The sequence below is a fragment of the Aquirufa sp. TARAVU-A1A genome, from assembly GCF_054558675.1.
The window spans coordinates 1-19,362 of the sequence record NZ_JBPXKP010000010.1; the positions used below are offsets into that span (position 1 = coordinate 1).

Here is a 19,362-nt window from a genome sequence, read left to right on the forward strand (position 1 = left end):
TGAGTGTGAGTAGTAGTGGTAGTTATGTGGATTACAGTGGTGTAATGAGCAGTGTTGGCGGGGATGCGTATACGGCTTCGGGTTATCCGGCTGGCAATGGGGGTACTATTAGCATCTCGGGTTTTGGAGGCTTGAGTTTACGCAGCGATGTGAATGCGAGTATGGGCTTGGGCGTTGGCGTAGCTGGCGATATCAGTTTAAGTGATGGCAATGGGGTGTTGACCGCTGGCGGTGGAGTGAATGATGGTTTGGTAGGCGGTGTATTGAAGGGAGTGAATGTGAGTAAGTCGGGCGTGGGCGTGTTGGGAATCGGTGGTGCGAATGCGTATACGGGGGCGACCAACTTAAATGCAGGTTCGTTCGTCTTGAATATTGCCGATGGAATTCCGGCAACGAGTGATCTAACGATGGCCGCTAATACTACCTTTGACCTACATGGATTTAACAATACGGTGAAGTCAATGGCTGGGGTCAGCACAGCCAAAATTACGAATAGTGCTTCTAGTCCTGCTACCCTAAGTTTTGGCACGAATACATCTACCTATAGTGGATTAATTGAGGATGGAACTGGTGTCGTTAATCTCCAAAAGATTGGTGCTGGTACGACGACGTTGTCAACGACCGCAAATACCTACACAGGTACAACAACGATTACGGGAGGAATTTTGGCTATCGGTCATGCCTTGTCTTTAGGTTCTGCTACGGGAGCTACGGTTGCTAATGGTGGCTATTTGCAATTAAATAATGTCACTGTTTCTAGTGAACCTTTGACGCTTTACACGGCTTCCACATCGGGAACCTTGCGCGCCATGTCGGGGACCAATAGTTGGAATAATTCGATTAATTTAGGCAGTGCTTCATCCGTCTATGTGGAATCGGGGGCAAGTTTAGCGATTGCGCCATCGAGCGGGGCAGCTATTCAAGGGACCAATACTAATTTGACCTTATATACCTTAGGGAACTTAACGATTACAGGAGAAATTGCCACAGGTAATGCAACATTAACGAAAAATAATGCGGGCATTTTGACCTTGAATGGGGCCAATTCTTACAATGGTTTAACTACGCTGAATGATGGCCAAACGATCATCAAGAACGAATTAGGTTTAGGTTCTAATTTGGCAGGAACCACACTGGGGGCAACGGCTAATTTGACCTTGGATGGTGCGATGAATGTGACGGGTGAATCCTTGACGATGACGAGTAATGCCATCACGGCCAATGGCTCTTTATTGACTAAAAACGGTTCGAGTTCATGGTCCGGAAATATCACGCTGAATGGGACAAGCGTGTATTGGAATACGGAATCCGATTTTAATGTTATTGGTAATATTACAAATACGAGCACGCTTTGGACCGTCGGTAGAAGCGCTGCTAGCACCGGAAATTTAACCATCAATGGAACGATTTCCGGAGCAGGTATTTTGGAAAAAACAGGAAATGGGATTTTACTTTTGAATGCCGCAAACACCTATACGGGCTTAAGTAAAATTACTGCAGGAACGTTGCGATTAGGCATCGCTGATGCCATCAAAAATACGAATTCATTGACCTTAAACGGAGGAGAATTACAAACGAATGGCTTTGACCAAACACTTGCCAACTTAAACGTTAGTGCGAACTCGTCTATTTTATTAGGAGCGACTACCGCGCATGCACTTCACATCGGATCACTAGGAGCCTTCTACTTTAAAATGCTGAAATTATACGGCTGGGAAGGCAGTTACAGTGCAGGAACAAGTGGCACTGCGGGCCAAATTTTCATTGGAAATAGTTCAACCCTGAACCAAGAAAAAAAGGATCAAATTCGTTTTTATGATCCGGCCAACCCAACGAATAAATATGCGCCTTTGCATTTGCCAACAGGCGAAGTGGTTCCCGATGGGACAGCGAATGCTACTTCTGGAAAGTCGAATGTCCGGATATCGAATGAGCCAACAATCAATGGTGTTTGGTCCGTAACAGGAACGACGAATACCTTTACCCCAACGGATGAGAATGCTAATATCTTTTCGGGTGATTTGAATTTGTCAACGGGAAAGTTTGCCAATGGCTATTCTGTGATTATTAATTCAAGCTTAGTCGGTGCTTCGCAAGCTGGAATTGTTGTGGTGGATGATCCGGTAACGCCCAACTTTAGTACAACGTCCACGGGAAGTTTGACCGTCAACGCGGGTGCTGATTTGAAGGTAAATCAAGCCCTGAATTTAGGGTCGCCGAGTCCAACGACGCTATCAGGGATCTCGTTGGTCTTAAATAGTGCTGGGAACATCAATGTGAACGCTAATGTGAGTACCACAGCTGCGAATGTTAATTATGCAGGAACGCCGATTGCTGCTGGAAATATTACCCTTTCAGCCGGGGGATATGTCCGACTCGCCGCTGGCATGTCCATAAGTTCACGGGGTGTAAGTAATACCTATCCTTCTACGGCGGGACGGGGAGGTAATGCGGGAAGTTTGACGATTACCGGCACGGGTGGTTTGAGTATTTTAGGCGATGTGACTTCCGCAGGTGGTGGCGCTTATTCCAATGGTTCCTATGTTGGGACCGCAGCAAATATTCTTTTAAGAACCAATGCGGCCAATCTTACATCGGGTGCTGAAAATGATGGAGTTATAGGAAAAATAAGTGGTGCCAATGTAACACTTAATGGTACAGGCATGTATATGTTCAAAGGGGCCAATGATTATTCAGGTAGCACGTCAATTGCAGAAACGACTTCACTTCGTTTGGGAGCAGCAGATGTGATTCCCGATTTAAGTGCTGTGTCACTTTCTTCAAGCTCAAATGTGTTGGAATTAGGCGATTATACAGAGACAGTGGGTAGTATTGCTGGAGCGGGTGTGATCAGAAGCGCTGGGCTAGTTACATCAACGTTGAATACCGGAATTAACCTGACAAGTACCACATTTAGTGGAACGATTTCGGATGGTACAGGTATCGTTTCACTGAACAAACAAGGTAGCGGAACCCTCGTGTTATCTGGCCCTAATACTTATTCGGGATTGACGACAGTGAGTACCGGAATTCTGCAAATTACACATGCGACAGGACTCGGTTCAAGTGCGCAAGGAACTGTCGTCGCCAATGGTGCTGAGTTGGATGTGCAAGGAAATTTATCGGTTGGGAACGAAGCATTAACGATATCGGGAACCGGCATTTCTTCGGCTGGGGCATTGCGCCTGGTGAGCGGTGATGTTACATGGGCAGGGCCTTTAACTGCCTCAGCTGCTAGTCCTCGGATGGTGGTAGCTACAGGTACATGGAATCATACGGGTGATGTCACGTTGAATCAAACCTTGACAACCGCTGTACAGGGAACTAGTTTGAAATTTGCCGGAATCCTATCAGGGGCAGGAGGAATAACAAAATCGGATGTAGGCTTTTTGGAATTAAGTGGGGCCAATTCGTACAGTGGTGCCGTTTCCGTTTCCGCAGGTAATTTGATTATCAAACATGCCACAGCTTTGGGTACGAATGCTGCTGGGACTGCGATTAGTTCAAGTGCGAGTTTTACGCTCGATGGCGGGTTAAGCGTGGTAGGAGAAACGCTGAATTTAAGTGGGGCGATTTCTACAGGAAATGGCGCCATGCGCATCATAAATGGCCCAAGTACTTGGTCAGGGAACATTACGTTAGGTGGTTCTTTGGTCTACATCAATGCCGAATCTGGATTGGAAATTTCAGGCAATATTCTAAACAACATTACCAGTTTGACGCTAGGTCGGACGACAGGAACAGGTGCCGTCAATGTCCTCATCAGTGGAAACATTTCCGGTTCGGGAGCTTTGGAAAAAACAGGTACCAATGAATTAACCTTGCAGGGCTTAAATACTTACACAGGATATACCAAAGTCAACGGGGGTACGTTAAAATTAGGTGCAGCAAATGTCATTCCGGATAATATTTTCACCCTGAACGGAGGGGAATTGAATACAAATGGATTCAGTGAAACGCTGGGGACTTTCAATATTACGGCAAACTCCAGCATTCGTTTGGGACCCACTACGCCACATGTTTTACGTGCGAATACCTTAGGTACTTTCTATTTCCGTATGTTGTACATCCGTGGCTGGGAAGGTGTTTATAACGGAGGTACTTCGGGAACCGCGGGTCAGATTTACCTCCAAAATTCCAATTTCTTAGTGCGCGATAAATTAGATCAAATTCGTTTTATCGATGAGACCAATAGCAATGCCAAATACGCGCCTTTGCAATTGTCCGACGGAGAAATCATCCCTACCGGTGCGGCCAATGTCGTGACAGGGCAAGCGAATATTCGGGTTTCCAACGAGCCTACTTTTAATGGCGCTTGGGCGCTTTCGGGTTCCACCAATACGTTTAATGCAAGTGATGATAATGCAAATATTAATTACCTCGAGTTACAGACAAATTTAGGTACGACGAATGTGGTCATTAATTCCGCTTTTGCGAATGGCAGCCAGGCCGGGGCTATCTTGTTTGATGAACCGATTGCCGTAACGACAAACAATACCGTCGCGCGTGCTTTTACGGTGACGGCTAGTCGGGATATTCATGTCAACCAAAATTTAGTGATAGGTTCCACGGCATCTACGACGAATCGGGCGCCGAGCGTTAGTTTTACGGCCGGCCAAAACATTCGAATTAATGCTGCTTTAAGTGTTAGTCCATCGGCGATTAATGTGGCTTCAAATTCAATCATCGCAAGTCCGTCGATCAATATGGTCGCTGGAGGAACTATTTATGTGGCGTCTACAGGTTCTGTTTCAAGCGCCGGTGGGGCAAATAGTAGTACGAGTTCGGCTGCTTTTGGGGGTGCTGGAGGTGCTTTGAGTTTACAGGCTGCCGGTTTGTCATTAGCGGGTAATTTATCAGCTGCCGGTGGAGTTTCATCGTATGGCGCTTCGAATTCAGGTGTAGGGGCGAATGTGACTTTCCAAAATACCAATTTGAATTTTGTCGATAATGATGGGCAAACAGCTGGAATTATTTCGGGTGCAGCAATCATCAAGAATGGGGCAGGTATCCTGCAATTAAAGGGTTCAAATGCGTACACAGGGGCTACTAATGTTAATGTAGGAACAATTTTCATGGGTTCTGCAGGGGCAATTCCTACTACGAGTGCTGTTGCATTATCTGCAGGAACGGTCTGGGATTTAAATGGAATCAATGCGATTGTTGCTAATATTTCAGGTGCGGGAACCATTCGAAGTTCTTATGCTGGAGTGTCAAATTTATTGACTTTTGGTAGCGATAATGCGAGTACTACATTTACGGGATTGATTGAGGATGGATTATCAACACTGTCCCTTTATAAGACTGGATCGGGAAGTTTTCAGCCAACATATGCGAATACGTATAGTGGAGCGACAACCGTCGCGGCAGGAACTTGGATTGCCACTCAGGCGAATGCATTCGGCTCAAATGCGGGGGGAACTTCGGTTCTTTCGGGTGCCGTGGCACAATTGAAGGGTCCCTTGAATTTTGGAACGGAGAATTTTACGATTGCCGGAACGGGAATTTCATCGAATGGCGCTTTGCAAATACAAACAGGTATTGTAACGATTGGTGGGACATTGGCAGTCGGTTCGGTTGCGACAACCCTTAAAGTCGAATCAACAGGATTGAATTTAAATGGAGATATCAGCATACCTACGGGTGGGTTGACCTATCTAGGAACAGGAACGACCCAATTAAATATAGCGGGAAATATCAATTCGGCTGTTGGTCAAATCGTCAATGGCATTTCAGAAACGACAATCTCGGGCATAATCAGTGGTGCGGGTTCGTTGACCAAACGCGGCCTAGGAAATATTACACTCACCAATGCCAATACCTTTACGGGTGCTGTTTCTGTTGAGGTAGGAAACATGACCATTACTCACAACCAGGCTTTAGGTTTAGGCACGGGTACTACTTCGATTGCGGCCTTATCTAAATTGATTTTACCTGGCGGAATTACAGTTGCTGCTGAGGTGTTGAATTTGGCAGGATCGGCATCGGGTGTGGCGAGTTTAGTGTCTCAAGGGGGAGTAAATGCGTGGAATGGAACGATTAATTTAAGTGGAACGACAAACACGATTCTTCCAGAAACCGATTTGGTGATTGGGGGAAATATCGTGAATGCGGGGACAATTTTAAATGTGGGAACGCCTGTGAATGCGTCGACATTGCGATTCAATGGAATTATTTCGGGCGCTGGGGCCTTTGAAAAAACAGGCTTGAGCACGGTGGAATTTGGGGCACAAAATACTTATTCCGGATATACCAAAGTGGCTTCGGGAATTTTACGTTTGGCAAGTAATGAAACCATTCCGAATGCGGGTGTGATCTATTTGGATGGCGGGGAGTTTCAAACCAATGGCTATTCGGAAACGATTGGTACGTTGCATGTGACCAATCATTCGCAGATTACCTTGGGTACGGGCGCTCATGTGTTGACCTTCAATGCCATGGGAGATTTCAACTTCCGAAAATTACGGATTAACGGTTGGCTTGGAGCCTATGGTTCCGGTACTAGCGGTACAGATGGGCAGATATTCTGGGGAAATTCAGCATTCTTGATACGTGAAAAATTAGATCAAATTCGTTTCTACAATGCCGCGGGTCCGAGTACCCATTACACGATACAATTAGCTACAGGTGAATTGGTTCCGATGGCCGATATCACGAATGTGACGGGTCAAAGTAATATTCGTATTTCAGATGAAGTTCGTACGAATGGGGCCTTTGTGCTGGCATCCGGTGTCTATACATTTACGCCTTCGGATGATAATGCCATTATCAATGCAACAGAGTTAAGAGGTTTATTGGCCACGAATTCGGTGGTGATTAATACCGCAAGCCCAACGGGTACGCAATATGGCTCGGTATTATTTGATGTGGATATGCCGGCTTTGGGTACACCTACGGTGGTTAATACACAAACCGTGAATGCGGGCGCTAATATTTGGCTTAATAAAAACTTGACTTACAGCCCTGTAGGAAGCAACGGAAAAGGGACAAATTTGATTTTCCGTGCAGCGAAAAATATTAGCGTGCTGGGTACATTGACAACGAATACCCTCTCTTCATCTTCGGGTACGAGCATTCCAGCGGCGGGAGATATTAGTTTTGAGGCGACGGAAAACTTGAAGATTGCTAGTGCGATTTCGGCTGTAGGGGGGAATAATACATCATCTGTGAATGGAGGGAATGGTGGCGCGATTCTCTTGAAAGGGATTGGTGGAATTACGATGCTGGCCAATGTGTCCAACAACGGAGGAACTTCCGCAAGCGGTGGAGTTTATAATGGTATTTCAGGATCAGTTATCATTCAAACGGAAAATGCTACCCAAACAACAGGTGGCGGGGTGAATGATGGGCAGTCGGCAGGTATATTCAATGGCCTAAACATCACAAAAGAAGGAAGCGGTATTTTTATGCTGAAAGGTGCGAATACCTACACGGGAAACACGACGGTGAATGCAGGGACCTTGCGCTTAGGGGCTTCGGAGTCGATTACCAATTCGAGTATTTTGACGGTGAATGCCTCAGGGGTATTTGAAATGAAGGATTTTAATGAGACGGTGAATAATATAGCTGGCTCAGGAATCATTCGCAATGGGGGGGCGTCAACGAGTTTATTGACCGTGGGGGCTAATAATTTAGCCAGTACCTACACTGGAATATTGGAGAATGGCGGCGGTGTTTTGGCCTTGACTAAAAATGGTACGGGTATCTTAACATTATCGAATGCGAATACGCATTCAGGGGCGACTTTGTTGAATGCTGGGGGTATTTTGGCAACAAATAATACGGCATTGGGTGATGCATTAGGAACTACGACGGTGGCATCGGGTGCGGTGCTTCAAATCCAAGGTGGGATTCAGGTTGCGGAAAATGTAACCATTAGCGGTACAGGATTAAGCTCATTAGGAGCACTGATTAGTAAGAGCGGGGATAATGTTTGGCAAGGGAATATTACGTCGGGAACAGCTGCGACATCAATTCGGGTGGATGCGGGGAATTTTACGATGCAGGGAAGCACCACGATGGGAGGAAATCTGACGATTGGGGGAGCCGGTTCGAGTTTACTGCATTCGGGTTCATTGATCTCTACAGGTGTATTGACCTGGGACGGAGCACTTGTACAAAGCTATTCTGGTCGGATTTCAGGAACTGCGAATATTGCGAAAAGTGGAACGGGAAATGTGACCGTGAGCGGAGATAATACGTATACGGGTACGATGACTTTGTCTGCTGGGACCTTGATTTTACAACATGCGAATGCCTTAGGGACTGCGCTGGGGTCAACGACCGTGAACTCCGGGACGAGTTTGATTTTGGATGGAGGTATATCGATTGCGTCGGAGTCATTGTTGCTGAATGGTGCCTTAGCGAGTGGTACGGGAGCTTTGCGGTCGATTAATGGGACGAATGCCTTTTTAGGGCCGATTACCACGGGAGGGTCTTTGGTTTACATCAATGCGGAAAGTGATTTGAGTTTAGGAAGTATTTCGAATCCGATTAGTTTGACCTTGGGTTCTGCGACGGGCGCGGGAAATATTTTGTTAACCGCGGGTATTTCGGGTGGGGGTTCTTTGGAAAAAACAGGGACCAATCGCCTGACCTGGAATGCGACAAGTTCCTATTCGGGCTTAACTCGTTTGACGGCAGGAACGATGCATTTGGGTATTGCGCAGGCTATTCCTGCGGCGAGTGCCTTTTATTTCAATGGGGGAACTTTGGTTACCAATAATTATTCCAATACGTTAGGGACGCTTTATTTGACTAACAACTCGGTGTTGGAATTGGGAACAAGTGTGGCACATAATTTGATCTTTTCGAGCATCAGTCAATTATTTGATTTTAAGCGTTTGAGCATCAAAGGCTGGCAGGGTGATTATACGAATATGACGCCGGGAACCGTGGGAAGGGTGAAATTTACGTCATCAGTGAGTACTTATGTGCTCGATCAAATCCTGTTTGAAAGTCCTACGCCAACTTACCATTATGCGAATATGTTGACGGATGGGACTTTTGAGATTGTTCCCGGGGCAAATATGATTGTCAATCCGACGAGTTATAGTAATGTGATTTTGAGTACGGCAACGCCGAGTAATGGGACTTGGAGTGCCTTGACTGGGGGCGTTTACACCTTTACACCTAACACAGATAATGCGATTTTGAACGTGACGGAGGTACAAACAAAACTGGCCACGGGGGATGTGACTGTGATGACGTCGAATAGTTCTGGAACCCAGTCGGGCGCCATCATTGTCGTGGGGGCATTATCAGCTTCAAATGCTTCAGCGGCTGCGCGTAAATTAACCTTGACAGCACGAGGTACAGTCAATGTGTATGCGGGTATGACCTTAGGTTCGTCGACGGCGGCTACTGCCTATCCAGGTATTGAGGCTTATTTTGAATCATTAACAGGAGATGTTACGGTTTCGTCTGCAGGTTCTATTACCACTTCGGCCGGGAATTATACGGGGAATGTGTCTGCATCACGGGCTGGGAATGCGGGTAATATTACGTTGAAGTCGGTGGGTGGCATCATGTTAAACGGTGCTTTGACGGCTACCGGGGGAAATAACGCGTCGACCTTTACGAATTCGGGTGGTGGAAATGGCGGGAATATTACGCTGATCGGGCCTTTGGGAATAACGGCGAATGCGAATATCACTTCACAGGCGGGAAATAATACCTTTGCGAGTAATTATGCCAATGCCTTTCCGGGAACTTTAACCGTTGAAACGGATGCCTTGCCGGATGCAAGTGGGCAAAATTTGGGACAAACATCGACGAGTGTCATTAAGGCAGGTAATGTCGTGAAGAATGGGGCGGGAACGTTCATGTTGCGGAATTACAGTTATGGTGGATTTACGACGGGTGGGGTTTTGGTGCAGACGCCATCTGTGCAAGTAAATGTAGGTACCTTGAAATTAATGACCGCGACTAGTATTTGGGATTTTGCCGATGTATCGGTGGCGTCGGGAGCAATCTGGGATTTGGGTGGAAATAGTGAGACGGTTGGTTCCATTGCGGGAGCTGGGACGATTCGGAATGTGCCAACTTTGACTTTGACTTATAATAATCCGAGTTTGACGACTAATTTTTCTGGTTTGTTGGAAGGTGCAATATCCCTTGTTAAAAATGGTTCAACGGGTACATTGGAATTGAGTAGTGCGAATACGTATACCGGATTAACGACGATTTCGCAGGGTATCATTCGCTTGAAGCATGCGGATGGTTTGGGGACATCGGCGGCAGGAACGCTTGTGTCGGATGGAGCTAGTTTGCAATTGGATGGCGGTATTACGGTCGCGACAGAGGCATTGACTTTGAATGGAACCGGAGGTGGGTTGGGTTCATTGCGGAATATGACGGGGTCAAATACATATGCAGGTGCGATAACGTTAGGTACGCCGGCGGTACGGATTAATTCGGATGCGGGATTGTTGAGTATCTCGGGGGCTATTTCAAATCCGAATGGATTGACAGTCGGTGGTGTTTCGAATGTGGATGTTTCGGGAGTCATTTCGGGTGCATCGACTTTAACCAAAGATGGAGCTGGTTATTTATTGTTGCGTGGGAATAACTCCTTTACAGGCTTGACGACGGTTTCAGCAGGTAAACTATTTGTGGAATCTGCGAATGCATTGGGCTCGACGGCCGCGGGGACATCGGTGACAGCTGGCGCGAGTTTGCAATTACGAGGGGGTGTTTCGATGGCGGCAGAGCCTTTGACGATTAATGGATCGATGGCAGTGGGAGATGGGGCATTAGCGAGTACATCCGGAATAAATACGTGGACAGGGCCAGTGACTTTGGGGTCTGCGGCCGTTGTTTCAGCGGATGCGGATGAGTTGCGGATTTCGGGGTCGATTACAACAGCAGGATTTTTATTTAAATCAGGGAAAGCAGCAGCATTAGGTAATGTGAAGGTGTCAGGTATCATTTCGGGTGCTGGGATGGTGGAGAAGATTGGCGATGGCACATTGACATTGAGTGGAAATAATAACTATACGGGCTTCACGAAGGTGACGGGCGGCGCGCTCTCCTTAGGAGCCAGCGAGGTAATTCCGAATGCAAATGCATTCTATTTTAATGGAGGAACATTACGGACGGAAGGATTTACGGAGACGACGGGTGTAGTGCATATTTCTGACAATTCACAATTGCAATTTGCGCCGGGTGTTCATCGGGTGACCTTTGCTTCACCAGGTACTTTTACGGCGGGCAAATTGTTGAATGTGTACGGTTGGGAAGGGGATTTCGCGATTCCTTCTAGTGGCCAGCGGCCAAACGTGGAGGATTCAGGAATGATTCAAACGAGTTCGTCGCGCTATGTGACCATCAATGGGGTCTTGCGTTCAGCGGGTGGGATAAACCAATATGGACAGATCAATTTTACGGGATTTCCGGGTACGGCGGGTAAATTATTTATCAATACGCGTTTGAGTTTGCCTTTGTTAGAGCAAATCAAAATCATCAATGATGCCGATAGTTCAGTTCATTACTCGGTGCAACTAGGGAGTAATGAGATAGTGCCGGATTATAATAGGTAGTAGGGGTAGACGCTGCCGGGGTCTGCGACCCCGGCAGCGTCACCGCCACAACGTTCTATTTAAGATTAAAGTATGCGTGTCCGCGCGATTATCAGGTTGTTTTTAAGCTAAAATGGGTGCAGTCAGTTTATCAAGTTCTTGGATAAACATGTGATGATCGTAAAATAAAAAGTCTTCTGGGATTCAGTGGAGGTCGAATTATCTAGAAATTGATAATCGAAGTGGGGGAGATACTAAATTGGACTTTGGCTCGTTAGCGGAGTGACGCTGCCGGGGTCGCAGACCCCGGCAGCGTCTACCCTCATCGCTATACTTGTGCTTTTAAGAAATGCACAATAACCTCCAATCCCTTCTCAAAATGATCGTTATTTGGAATAACGATATCGCAAGAACGTTTGTGTGGACGGATATATGCTTCGTATGTGGGTTTTACATGGTATTTCCAACGGTACATCACGTCCTGTAAATCATAGCCGCGTTCCTCATTGTCGCGTTTGATGCGGCGCTTCAACTTCACCTTATCCTTGGCATCAATGAAGATTTTCAAATCCAACAATTTGGCAACTTCTGGAAAATGAAAGACAAAAATCCCTTCCACCACTAAGATTTTGCGCGGATGGAAATGTAATAAATCAGGTACTTTCGTTGAATTGTTAAATGTGTATTCCGGTCGGGTTACGACTTCGCCTGAACGTAATTTTTCAACATCCGCCGCAAAAGCTTCGTCATCAATCGCACCTGGCAAATCGAAGTTCTCGATACCATTATGGTCTTTGGTCTGATGCTCAATCGGACGATAATAATTGTCCTGCGATAATAAACAGATTTCATCAGCCGGAAACTGCTCCATCAAGCGCTTCAAAAAAAGCGTTTTGCCCGAAGCACTCCCTCCCGTAATTCCGATAATAAATGGTTTGTCGATGTTGCTCATATAAGCTACAAATTTGCGAAAAGCATCGCTAGGAATCAAGCCTCAACGAACGAATTTTATGTAATCAGCCTCATGGTCTTTGGATGTCTGAAAGTCGACGTGCATGTCTACATCCCGAAATAATTGGATTAATTCATCCCATTTAAATAGGCGTTTTCCGCATCCTTCATGAATTCCGCCCGTAAGGATTTCTTCCATAATCACACAACCATCCAACTTCAAAACTCGGTCAATTTCATGCAACACGCTGGCAGGGTCATCCATTTCATGCAAGGAATTTAGCAGCCAAACTTGGTCTACCGAGGCCGCTGCCAAAGGAATGGCTGATGCTTCCGCATGTAGTATTTGTATGGGCGTTCCGACACGGGTTTGATAATGGTTTTCAAAATAAGACAAACCTTCCTCGACGTCAGGCCAGTTTAATACATCTTTATTGGGGTCCAATAAAAGTAATTCGCCCGCCGCATTTTCGGCCATCTGCTTAATCTCCCACCAAGCGGCGCCACAACCTAACGAAAGGATGCAATCTTCCTCCGACCACCCCGCAACCTCGAATAAACTTTTCTCCATGCAGCAAATTATCAATTCTGTTTATCTTTGACAAAAAAAGAATGCTATGGCTTTATTTATCGCACCTACCGCCAGCGTCATGGGGCGCGTCAAAATTGAAAAAGATGTCACCATTTGGTATGGTGCTGTTGTTCGTGCTGATGTGGAGGAAATCCACCTAGGCGAAGGTTGCAATATTCAAGATAATGCCGTTTTGCACGCGGATGAGGGCGATAAAACGATCATTGGCGCGCGTGTGACCGTCGGTCATTCTGCTATTGTACATGGTGCGGAAATCGGGGAAGGATCCTTGATTGGCATGCATGCAACGGTTTTGAATCGGGCCAAAGTGGGCAAATGTTGTTTAATCGGCGCACATGCTTTAGTCACCGCGGGCATGGAAATTCCTGATTATTCATTGGTTTTAGGAAGTCCTGCCAAAGTAGTCAAAACCCTGAGTCCCGAGCAAATCGAAGCCTTAAAACACGGCGCGGATCATTATATTAACATGGGTGCCAAACACGCTGCCGGCGAATATCCGCTGATCAAATCATGATAGAACTTATTCTCATCCGACATGCCCACGCGGGACCCTATACGAGTCCGGATGAAGCCCGACATTTGTCGGAGAGAGGAATCAGCGAAGCGAGAAATCTAGCGAAAATACTTGCAAATTATCCTTTGCCGAATGGGATTTGGTATGTTTCCGATGCGATAAGAACCCTCGAAACCTATCAAATTTTAACGGATAAACCCGCTGAAGTATCTAATGATTGGTACCATGCTTCAGGACCTGCCTATTTAGAAAAAATAATTCAAAGTGCTGCATCCTGCGTTTACCTCGTTGCACACAATCCTTCCATTTCCTATGTGGCTTCCTATTTATCTGGGGAGGACATTCAAATGGATACGGCCAATTTTGTACATTTGCAATGGCCCACGCTTGATGCTTGGGCGGAAGTTACCCAAGGTAGTGCCTCCGTCAAAACTCGCTTTTAATATGAAGAATCAAAAAATATTTCGTTGGGTTATCGTACTGTTTACACTCTTGATGATTGCTTTGGCGATCGATATGGCGAGGAATACGACGGCGCCGTGGAATAAGAAAAAAGTCAACAGTCGCTAGTCACTAGTCCGGAGGGAATTAGTCCGGAGTCAGGAGAGAAGCTGTAGTCTGTTGTCAGTGGGTAGTCCGGAGGGAGTTAGTCCGGAGTCCGAAGGGGATAAGTCAACAGTCGCTAGTCCGATGGGGGAGGCAGTTGTCAGTAGTCAGGGTCAGTCCGGAGGGAAATAGTCCGAAGTCCGGAGGGGGATAGTCTAGAGTCAAGAGGGAAATAGTCCGAAGTCTGAAGTCCGGAGGTTCTTAGTCATCATTCCGCAGTACAGGGGTATGGTTTCGAATTCTCCTTAAGTCATTTAACGTCTAATGACTAATGTCCAACGTCTATAAGACGCGAAGTATCGCGTCTCTACAATCGAATGTCTATGGTCTAATGTCTAACGTCTAATGTCTAACGTCTATAAGACGCGAAGTATCGCGTCTCTACGATCTAATGTCTATCGTCTAATGTCCAACATCTAATGTCTACAAGACGCGAAGTATCGCGTCTCTACGATTCAATCGCCGCATTTCATGCGTCTCAAACTTTGGCAATCCCGGAAGGTTTGCCAAAGACAAAACCTCCTACCTCTCAACTCTTCACTCTTAATTCAAAACTGACTCCACATGCTTCAAATGATGCACACAATGCCATGCATATATCCCCAGCACGCGATCTAAGCGATAGCTAATCCCACGTTCCGGATGAAAATACGTCTTTGACCAATCCGACTCCTGCATCGTATTCATCAAATAAACCCAACGCAAGTGAATGTATTTAATACCCTCGATCGACCATTGAATAGGTGCTTCGTTGCCATCCGGCATCTCAGCCCATGTATTTTCGTCATAAGGTTTGATCGTCGGATTGTCTTCCGTCAATGCCATCTTAAAACGAATGTAGCTATTGATGTGGCTGTCATATAGGTGATGAATCACTTTTCTTGCCGACCAGCCTCCTTCGCGGTAGGGTTTTTCCAACAAACTTTCATCTACGTTGGCCAATAAATCAGCCAATTGCCCTGGTAAGTCGGAGATAATTCCAATCCATTCCGTGCGTAATTCCGTCGTAATGACTTCGGGTGCAGAAAACTTCCCGATGGGATATTGCAAAGGATTTAATTCTTCCATGTTATCGTGTATAAAAAGCCGTAATGTCAGCACCTGCCTGACGTGTATGCGCAATCAGTGGATGAACCCCTTGGTGGATACTATCCATCATTTCCTTGCCACTTTCTTTGGCCAGTTGGGCTACATGCAACACATATTCAATTTCGCCCTCTTCCATTTCTAAAGGAACAACAACCTTATAAGCCTGATTTCCCAAAGCCGCCAATCGTGCCGCTTCTTTTTTAGCTGCCTCAAAACTGTTTTCTAAATCAGCTGTATCGACCACGATAACTTGTGGCTCTTGAGCTGTTTTTTCACTCAATACTGCTGCTATCGCTTGATCCAAGCCTTCCAACAACTTCCGAAACGCATGGTAATTCTTTCCATTGCGCATCCGCTCGCGAATCGATTGACGAATAAAATACGTGATTGAATCCGTAACGGTTAAACCAATTTCGGCTGTCTGCTTAAAAATCAAAGAACTCGGCGACATGCCCGGAATCGTGTTTGGGTCATGTAAGATAACCACACCATCTGCCGTTAAAAATCCGTCAATCCGCGTACATACCCCAAATCCCAAATCATCAAAGGCTTGTTTTACCTGTGCCTGAATTTGCTGCAAATGAGCCAAAGATGCGTCCATCGGGATACGCTTGCGCGTTAATTTTGACTTGTATTTGGCATTGAAATCAAATACTTCCACCGACTCATCGATGACAATTTCCGTTGGTGGCAAGGCAACCGAAACTCCTTTAGGTGTCTGAATAACCCCGCAAGAGAACTCATTTCCGTTGACAAATGCCTCTAACAATACTGCATCTTCTGAATGCATGGAATGAATTGTGGCTTTCGTTACCGTATTTACAAAATATTCCTTCAGTGCAACATGTAATTCCGACGGATGCACATAGGTCTGATGATTAAATCGCACAGGGAAACCGATGCCCTCATCTAAATTGACCATTTTTTGAAGCACATCTACTTGCTCCGCTTCTGAATAGGTAATCCATTGCTCCCGGTAAATTTCCTGAATGAACAAGCATTTTTTGATTGCTTGGTCAAATACTTCCAAAGAATCTTCCTTCACAAAAGCCAAGCCAATCGACGATCCCTGATGCGGCGCTTTGGCCACAAATGGAATTCCAATAGCTTTTTTGACTTGCTCGAACAAGGTCTCCCGACCGTACGCTTCGTAGTCGGCACGCTGCAACACAAAATATTTTTTATCCAAACCGACGCTCTTTGCAAGCCAATCGTTTTGTTTGATTTTGTCGATTCCAATCGAAGAACCCAATAAACTTGGTCCTGAATAGGGAATATTAAACCATTCCAATAAACCCTGAATACTTCCATCCTCTGCGCCAGGGCCATGCATGGCGATGAATGCAAAGTCAAAGTGTTTTGAAAATTCTGCTGGGCTAATTTTTGTCCCAATGGAAGCAACCATCGCATCGTAATCGCTCAGATCTGTCAACGATTCCGTATAAACCGAAAACGGCGCACGCTGGTAAGCAGCAGGCGGGAAGAAATTTCGGATCGATTCTTGGTAGATAAGTTCTTCCTTAATCAATATGAAATTGCCTAAGCCATCCACAAAAACGGGCACTGGGCTAAATAAAGCCTTGTTGATATGAGCCATGGCCGTTTTGCCACCAGCAAAACTGATTTCACGCTCACGCGCTTGTCCACCAAAAAATATTCCAATTCGCATCATCCTACTTTGATTTCTTCTACAGCTGTAATTTCAGGTACATCGCGACGAATCGCCTCTTCTACGCCGGCACGGAAGGTCATGGCCGACATATTACATGACTGGCAATTGCCGACCAACGCTAATTTTAACACATTTTCTGTCGTGATTTCTACGACCTCTACATTACCCCCATCAGCTACCAAATAGGGTCTGATGCTATCTAAGGCTGTTTGGATTCTGGGATAGAGTGGGTGATTTTCCATGCTTGTGTTTATTGTGCGTTGTTAATCGCGATTTGCTGCGCCAAATTAGCCGCAATTTGTCCAAATGCATCGGCCGTCGGTCCTTCTTCCGCCGCGATCGGTTTTCCCGCATCTCCGGCTTCCCGGATACCTTGTACCAATGGCACCTCGCCTAAAAATGGCACCTTATATTTCGTTGCTAATTCCTTACCGCCATCTTGACCAAACAAATAATATTTATTGTCGGGCAATTCCGCCGGCGTGAAATAAGCCATATTCTCGACCAAGCCCAAAATAGGCACATTGATGCCATTTTGTTTGAAAAATTGCAAGCCTTTCGTCGCATCTGATAAGGCCACTTTTTGTGGGGTAGTGACGATCACGGCACCGGTCAATTTGATTAATTGCACCAAGGTCAAGTGAATATCAGATGTTCCTGGAGGTAAATCGATTAATAAATAATCTAATTCATCCCAATTCGTATCTCCGAAAAACTGACGCAAAGCTTGCGTCATCATTGGCCCACGCCATGGCACCGGGCTTTCCGTAGGAGCTAAAAAGCCCATCGAAATTAACTTAATGCCATATTGGTTAATGGGTTGAATGCGATTTTTGCCATTCACTTCTTGCACCAAGGGTTGCATGTCTTCGGCACCAAACATCACCGGAATCGAAGGACCCGAAATGTCGGCATCTAAAATACCTACTTTAGCACCTGCCTTTTTCAAAGCCATCGCCAAATTCGCCGTAACCGTAGATTTACCTACACCCCCTTTGCCAGAAGCCACCGCAATGACATTCTTAACTCCGGGAATTAAGGGGTCTTGTTGCTGCAAAGACGTAACCTCTGCCGTCATGTTGATAACCACTTTCAGATCTGGATGCACCAAATTATGAATGGCACCCTCACAATCTTGTCTGATTTTCTCCTTCAGCGGACATGCAGGTGTGGTCAAAACGACCGTGAAGCGAACTTCACCTACGCCCAGTTCAATATCTTTAATCATACCCAAAGTCACCAAATCCTTTTTCAGATCGGGTTCTTGGACCGTGCTCAACGCACCTAAGATGATTTCTTTCGTTACACTCAATTCTCCCATAATACGTTCTTTCCTTTCAAACCTCAAATATAGGGCTTTGTCTTAAGATAAGGCCAATATTTGTTGGTCTATTTTTGCCAATAACTTGGATGAATCAACACTCGATTTGGCATCCTCGATTTCCTTCCGCAGTCGCAATAATATTTCACGATGTTGCGCATACTGCAAGGGATGCGGTCGGTGTTCAAGGGTTCGTAGCATTTCTTCCCATTTTTTGGCGATATCCAATAATTCATCCTCGAAATGTGCCTGTTTGAAACGCTTGTAAGTGTATTCCACCGCTTGCTCGGTGGGATGAATCATGTCCGACTGGTAAAATCGGTAATCGCGTAATTCGTCCATCATGATTTCATAAGCGGGGAAATAGCTCACTTGATCCGGGAATTTCTTTGCCAAAGTATCTGCCGCCACGCGCAAAATGGCTTTTGATGTTGCATTTTCGGGTATCCCGTCGCGTGTATGTCGGACGGGTGAAACGCTGAGGATGATTTTTTGCAATGGGTTTTCCCGCAAAAAGCTTTCATAGGCCAAACAAATTTCTTGCACCGTGCTCTGTTTCTTCACAAATCGGGATGCGGCCTGTTTATGGCAATTGGCTATCGCCCTTCTCAAGATTTGATCCTCGTAATAAAATGCCGTCCCCCAGGTGATAATCAGGAAATTACTAGACTTTAAAAATGCGATTGTTTTCGACTTAATTTCTGCGAGTCTCGTTAAAAAATCCGTGGGATTCTCGCCCATAAATTGCGAATGAAAATCCGGATGGACATAAAAATTCCCTTGCTGATATAAATCGCTGGCTTGTAAATTTTGCTCACGTAATCCCTGCAAAATGTTCAGTGGATGGAACATCGTACCCAAAGCCTGATTAGATACTTCCAAAGGCAATTGATCCAAACGCTTGCCTATGTTTTCTGCAAAACAAGATCCGATGCACAGGATTTGGCTGTTCGGTCCCATCAGGTGCGTAGCGCGCGGGATGGAGAAGGTGGTGGTGAGGTTGATCATGTGTAAATCCCCAGGCTGAAGCCTGGGGTTATTAAAATATATAGCCTCAGGCTACAGCCTGGGGGGAGTCGACGCGAAATCGCGTCTTAA

General features: G+C 45.9%; 10 protein-coding genes. 3 read left to right on the plus strand and 7 right to left on the minus strand.

The genetic code is table 11. From position 1 onward, the window contains the following. The first annotated feature begins 44 nt into the window (after positions 1-44). Positions 45-11,540 carry a beta strand repeat-containing protein gene (locus tag V7S75_RS11845; RefSeq protein ID WP_459514160.1) on the plus strand — a complete coding sequence of 3,832 codons (11,496 nt, stop codon included), beginning with the start codon at positions 45-47 and terminating at the stop codon, positions 11,538-11,540. 307 nt (positions 11,541-11,847) lie between these two features. Here the strand turns inward: V7S75_RS11845 and udk are convergent, their stop codons facing one another. Both udk and V7S75_RS11855 read right to left on the minus strand, forming a co-directional pair. Beyond that, complete coding sequence (udk, locus tag V7S75_RS11850) at positions 11,848-12,471, minus strand: uridine kinase (RefSeq protein ID WP_459514162.1); 624 nt, start codon at positions 12,469-12,471, stop codon at positions 11,848-11,850. 42 nt (positions 12,472-12,513) lie between these two features. Continuing rightward, on the minus strand, positions 12,514-13,041 hold the full coding sequence (locus V7S75_RS11855) for a class I SAM-dependent methyltransferase (protein ID WP_459514164.1): 528 nt from the start codon (positions 13,039-13,041) through the stop codon (positions 12,514-12,516). A gap of 46 nt (positions 13,042-13,087) precedes the next feature. Here V7S75_RS11855 and V7S75_RS11860 point away from each other — a divergent pair, with 46 nt between their 5' ends. Together V7S75_RS11860 and V7S75_RS11865 are read left to right on the plus strand one after the other, a co-directional pair. Beyond that, entirely contained in the window at positions 13,088-13,576 is a 489-nt protein-coding gene (locus tag V7S75_RS11860) for a gamma carbonic anhydrase family protein (protein ID WP_459514166.1), read from the plus strand. Then, a complete protein-coding gene (locus V7S75_RS11865; RefSeq protein WP_459514168.1) occupies positions 13,573-14,019 on the plus strand; it encodes a SixA phosphatase family protein in 447 nt (148 codons plus the stop codon). The genes V7S75_RS11860 and V7S75_RS11865 overlap by 4 nt, the downstream gene beginning before the upstream one ends. A 706-nt stretch (positions 14,020-14,725) precedes the next feature. On the opposite strand, the gene V7S75_RS11870 is transcribed toward V7S75_RS11865, so the two are convergent. The 5 genes from V7S75_RS11870 to V7S75_RS11890 are packed head-to-tail and all read right to left on the minus strand — an operon-like array spanning position 14,726 to position 19,272. Next, positions 14,726-15,250 carry a YfiT family bacillithiol transferase gene (locus V7S75_RS11870; protein ID WP_459514170.1) on the minus strand — a complete coding sequence of 175 codons (525 nt, stop codon included), beginning with the start codon at positions 15,248-15,250 and terminating at the stop codon, positions 14,726-14,728. Position 15,251: 1 nt separating this feature from the next. After that, positions 15,252-16,943: a D-alanine--D-alanine ligase family protein gene (locus V7S75_RS11875; RefSeq protein ID WP_459514172.1), complete on the minus strand. Its 1,692-nt coding sequence runs from the start codon at positions 16,941-16,943 to the stop codon at positions 15,252-15,254. Continuing rightward, positions 16,940-17,185: a NifU family protein gene (locus V7S75_RS11880; RefSeq protein ID WP_377976946.1), complete on the minus strand. Its 246-nt coding sequence runs from the start codon at positions 17,183-17,185 to the stop codon at positions 16,940-16,942. Before V7S75_RS11880 ends, V7S75_RS11875 begins: the two co-directional genes overlap by 4 nt. An 8-nt stretch (positions 17,186-17,193) precedes the next feature. Continuing rightward, positions 17,194-18,264, minus strand: a complete 1,071-nt coding sequence (locus V7S75_RS11885) for an Mrp/NBP35 family ATP-binding protein (RefSeq protein WP_459514175.1) — start codon at positions 18,262-18,264, stop codon at positions 17,194-17,196. A 42-nt stretch (positions 18,265-18,306) separates the two neighbouring features. Next, positions 18,307-19,272: a GSCFA domain-containing protein gene (locus V7S75_RS11890; protein ID WP_459514177.1), complete on the minus strand. Its 966-nt coding sequence runs from the start codon at positions 19,270-19,272 to the stop codon at positions 18,307-18,309. Positions 19,273-19,362: the final 90 nt, after the last annotated feature.

Bases quoted from the DNA above. Each gene is read 5' to 3' on its own strand.
- V7S75_RS11845 (WP_459514160.1), top strand. From the start codon at position 45: ATGAGCAGTGTTGGCGGGGATGCGTATACGGCTTCGGGTTATCCGGCT.
- udk (WP_459514162.1), bottom strand. From the start codon at position 12,471: ATGAGCAACATCGACAAACCATTTATTATCGGAATTACGGGAGGGAGT.
- V7S75_RS11855 (WP_459514164.1), bottom strand. From the start codon at position 13,041: ATGGAGAAAAGTTTATTCGAGGTTGCGGGGTGGTCGGAGGAAGATTGC.
- V7S75_RS11860 (WP_459514166.1), top strand. From the start codon at position 13,088: ATGGCTTTATTTATCGCACCTACCGCCAGCGTCATGGGGCGCGTCAAA.
- V7S75_RS11865 (WP_459514168.1), top strand. From the start codon at position 13,573: ATGATAGAACTTATTCTCATCCGACATGCCCACGCGGGACCCTATACG.
- V7S75_RS11870 (WP_459514170.1), bottom strand. From the start codon at position 15,250: ATGGAAGAATTAAATCCTTTGCAATATCCCATCGGGAAGTTTTCTGCA.
- V7S75_RS11875 (WP_459514172.1), bottom strand. From the start codon at position 16,943: ATGATGCGAATTGGAATATTTTTTGGTGGACAAGCGCGTGAGCGTGAA.
- V7S75_RS11880 (WP_377976946.1), bottom strand. From the start codon at position 17,185: ATGGAAAATCACCCACTCTATCCCAGAATCCAAACAGCCTTAGATAGC.
- V7S75_RS11885 (WP_459514175.1), bottom strand. From the start codon at position 18,264: ATGGGAGAATTGAGTGTAACGAAAGAAATCATCTTAGGTGCGTTGAGC.
- V7S75_RS11890 (WP_459514177.1), bottom strand. From the start codon at position 19,272: ATGATCAACCTCACCACCACCTTCTCCATCCCGCGCGCTACGCACCTG.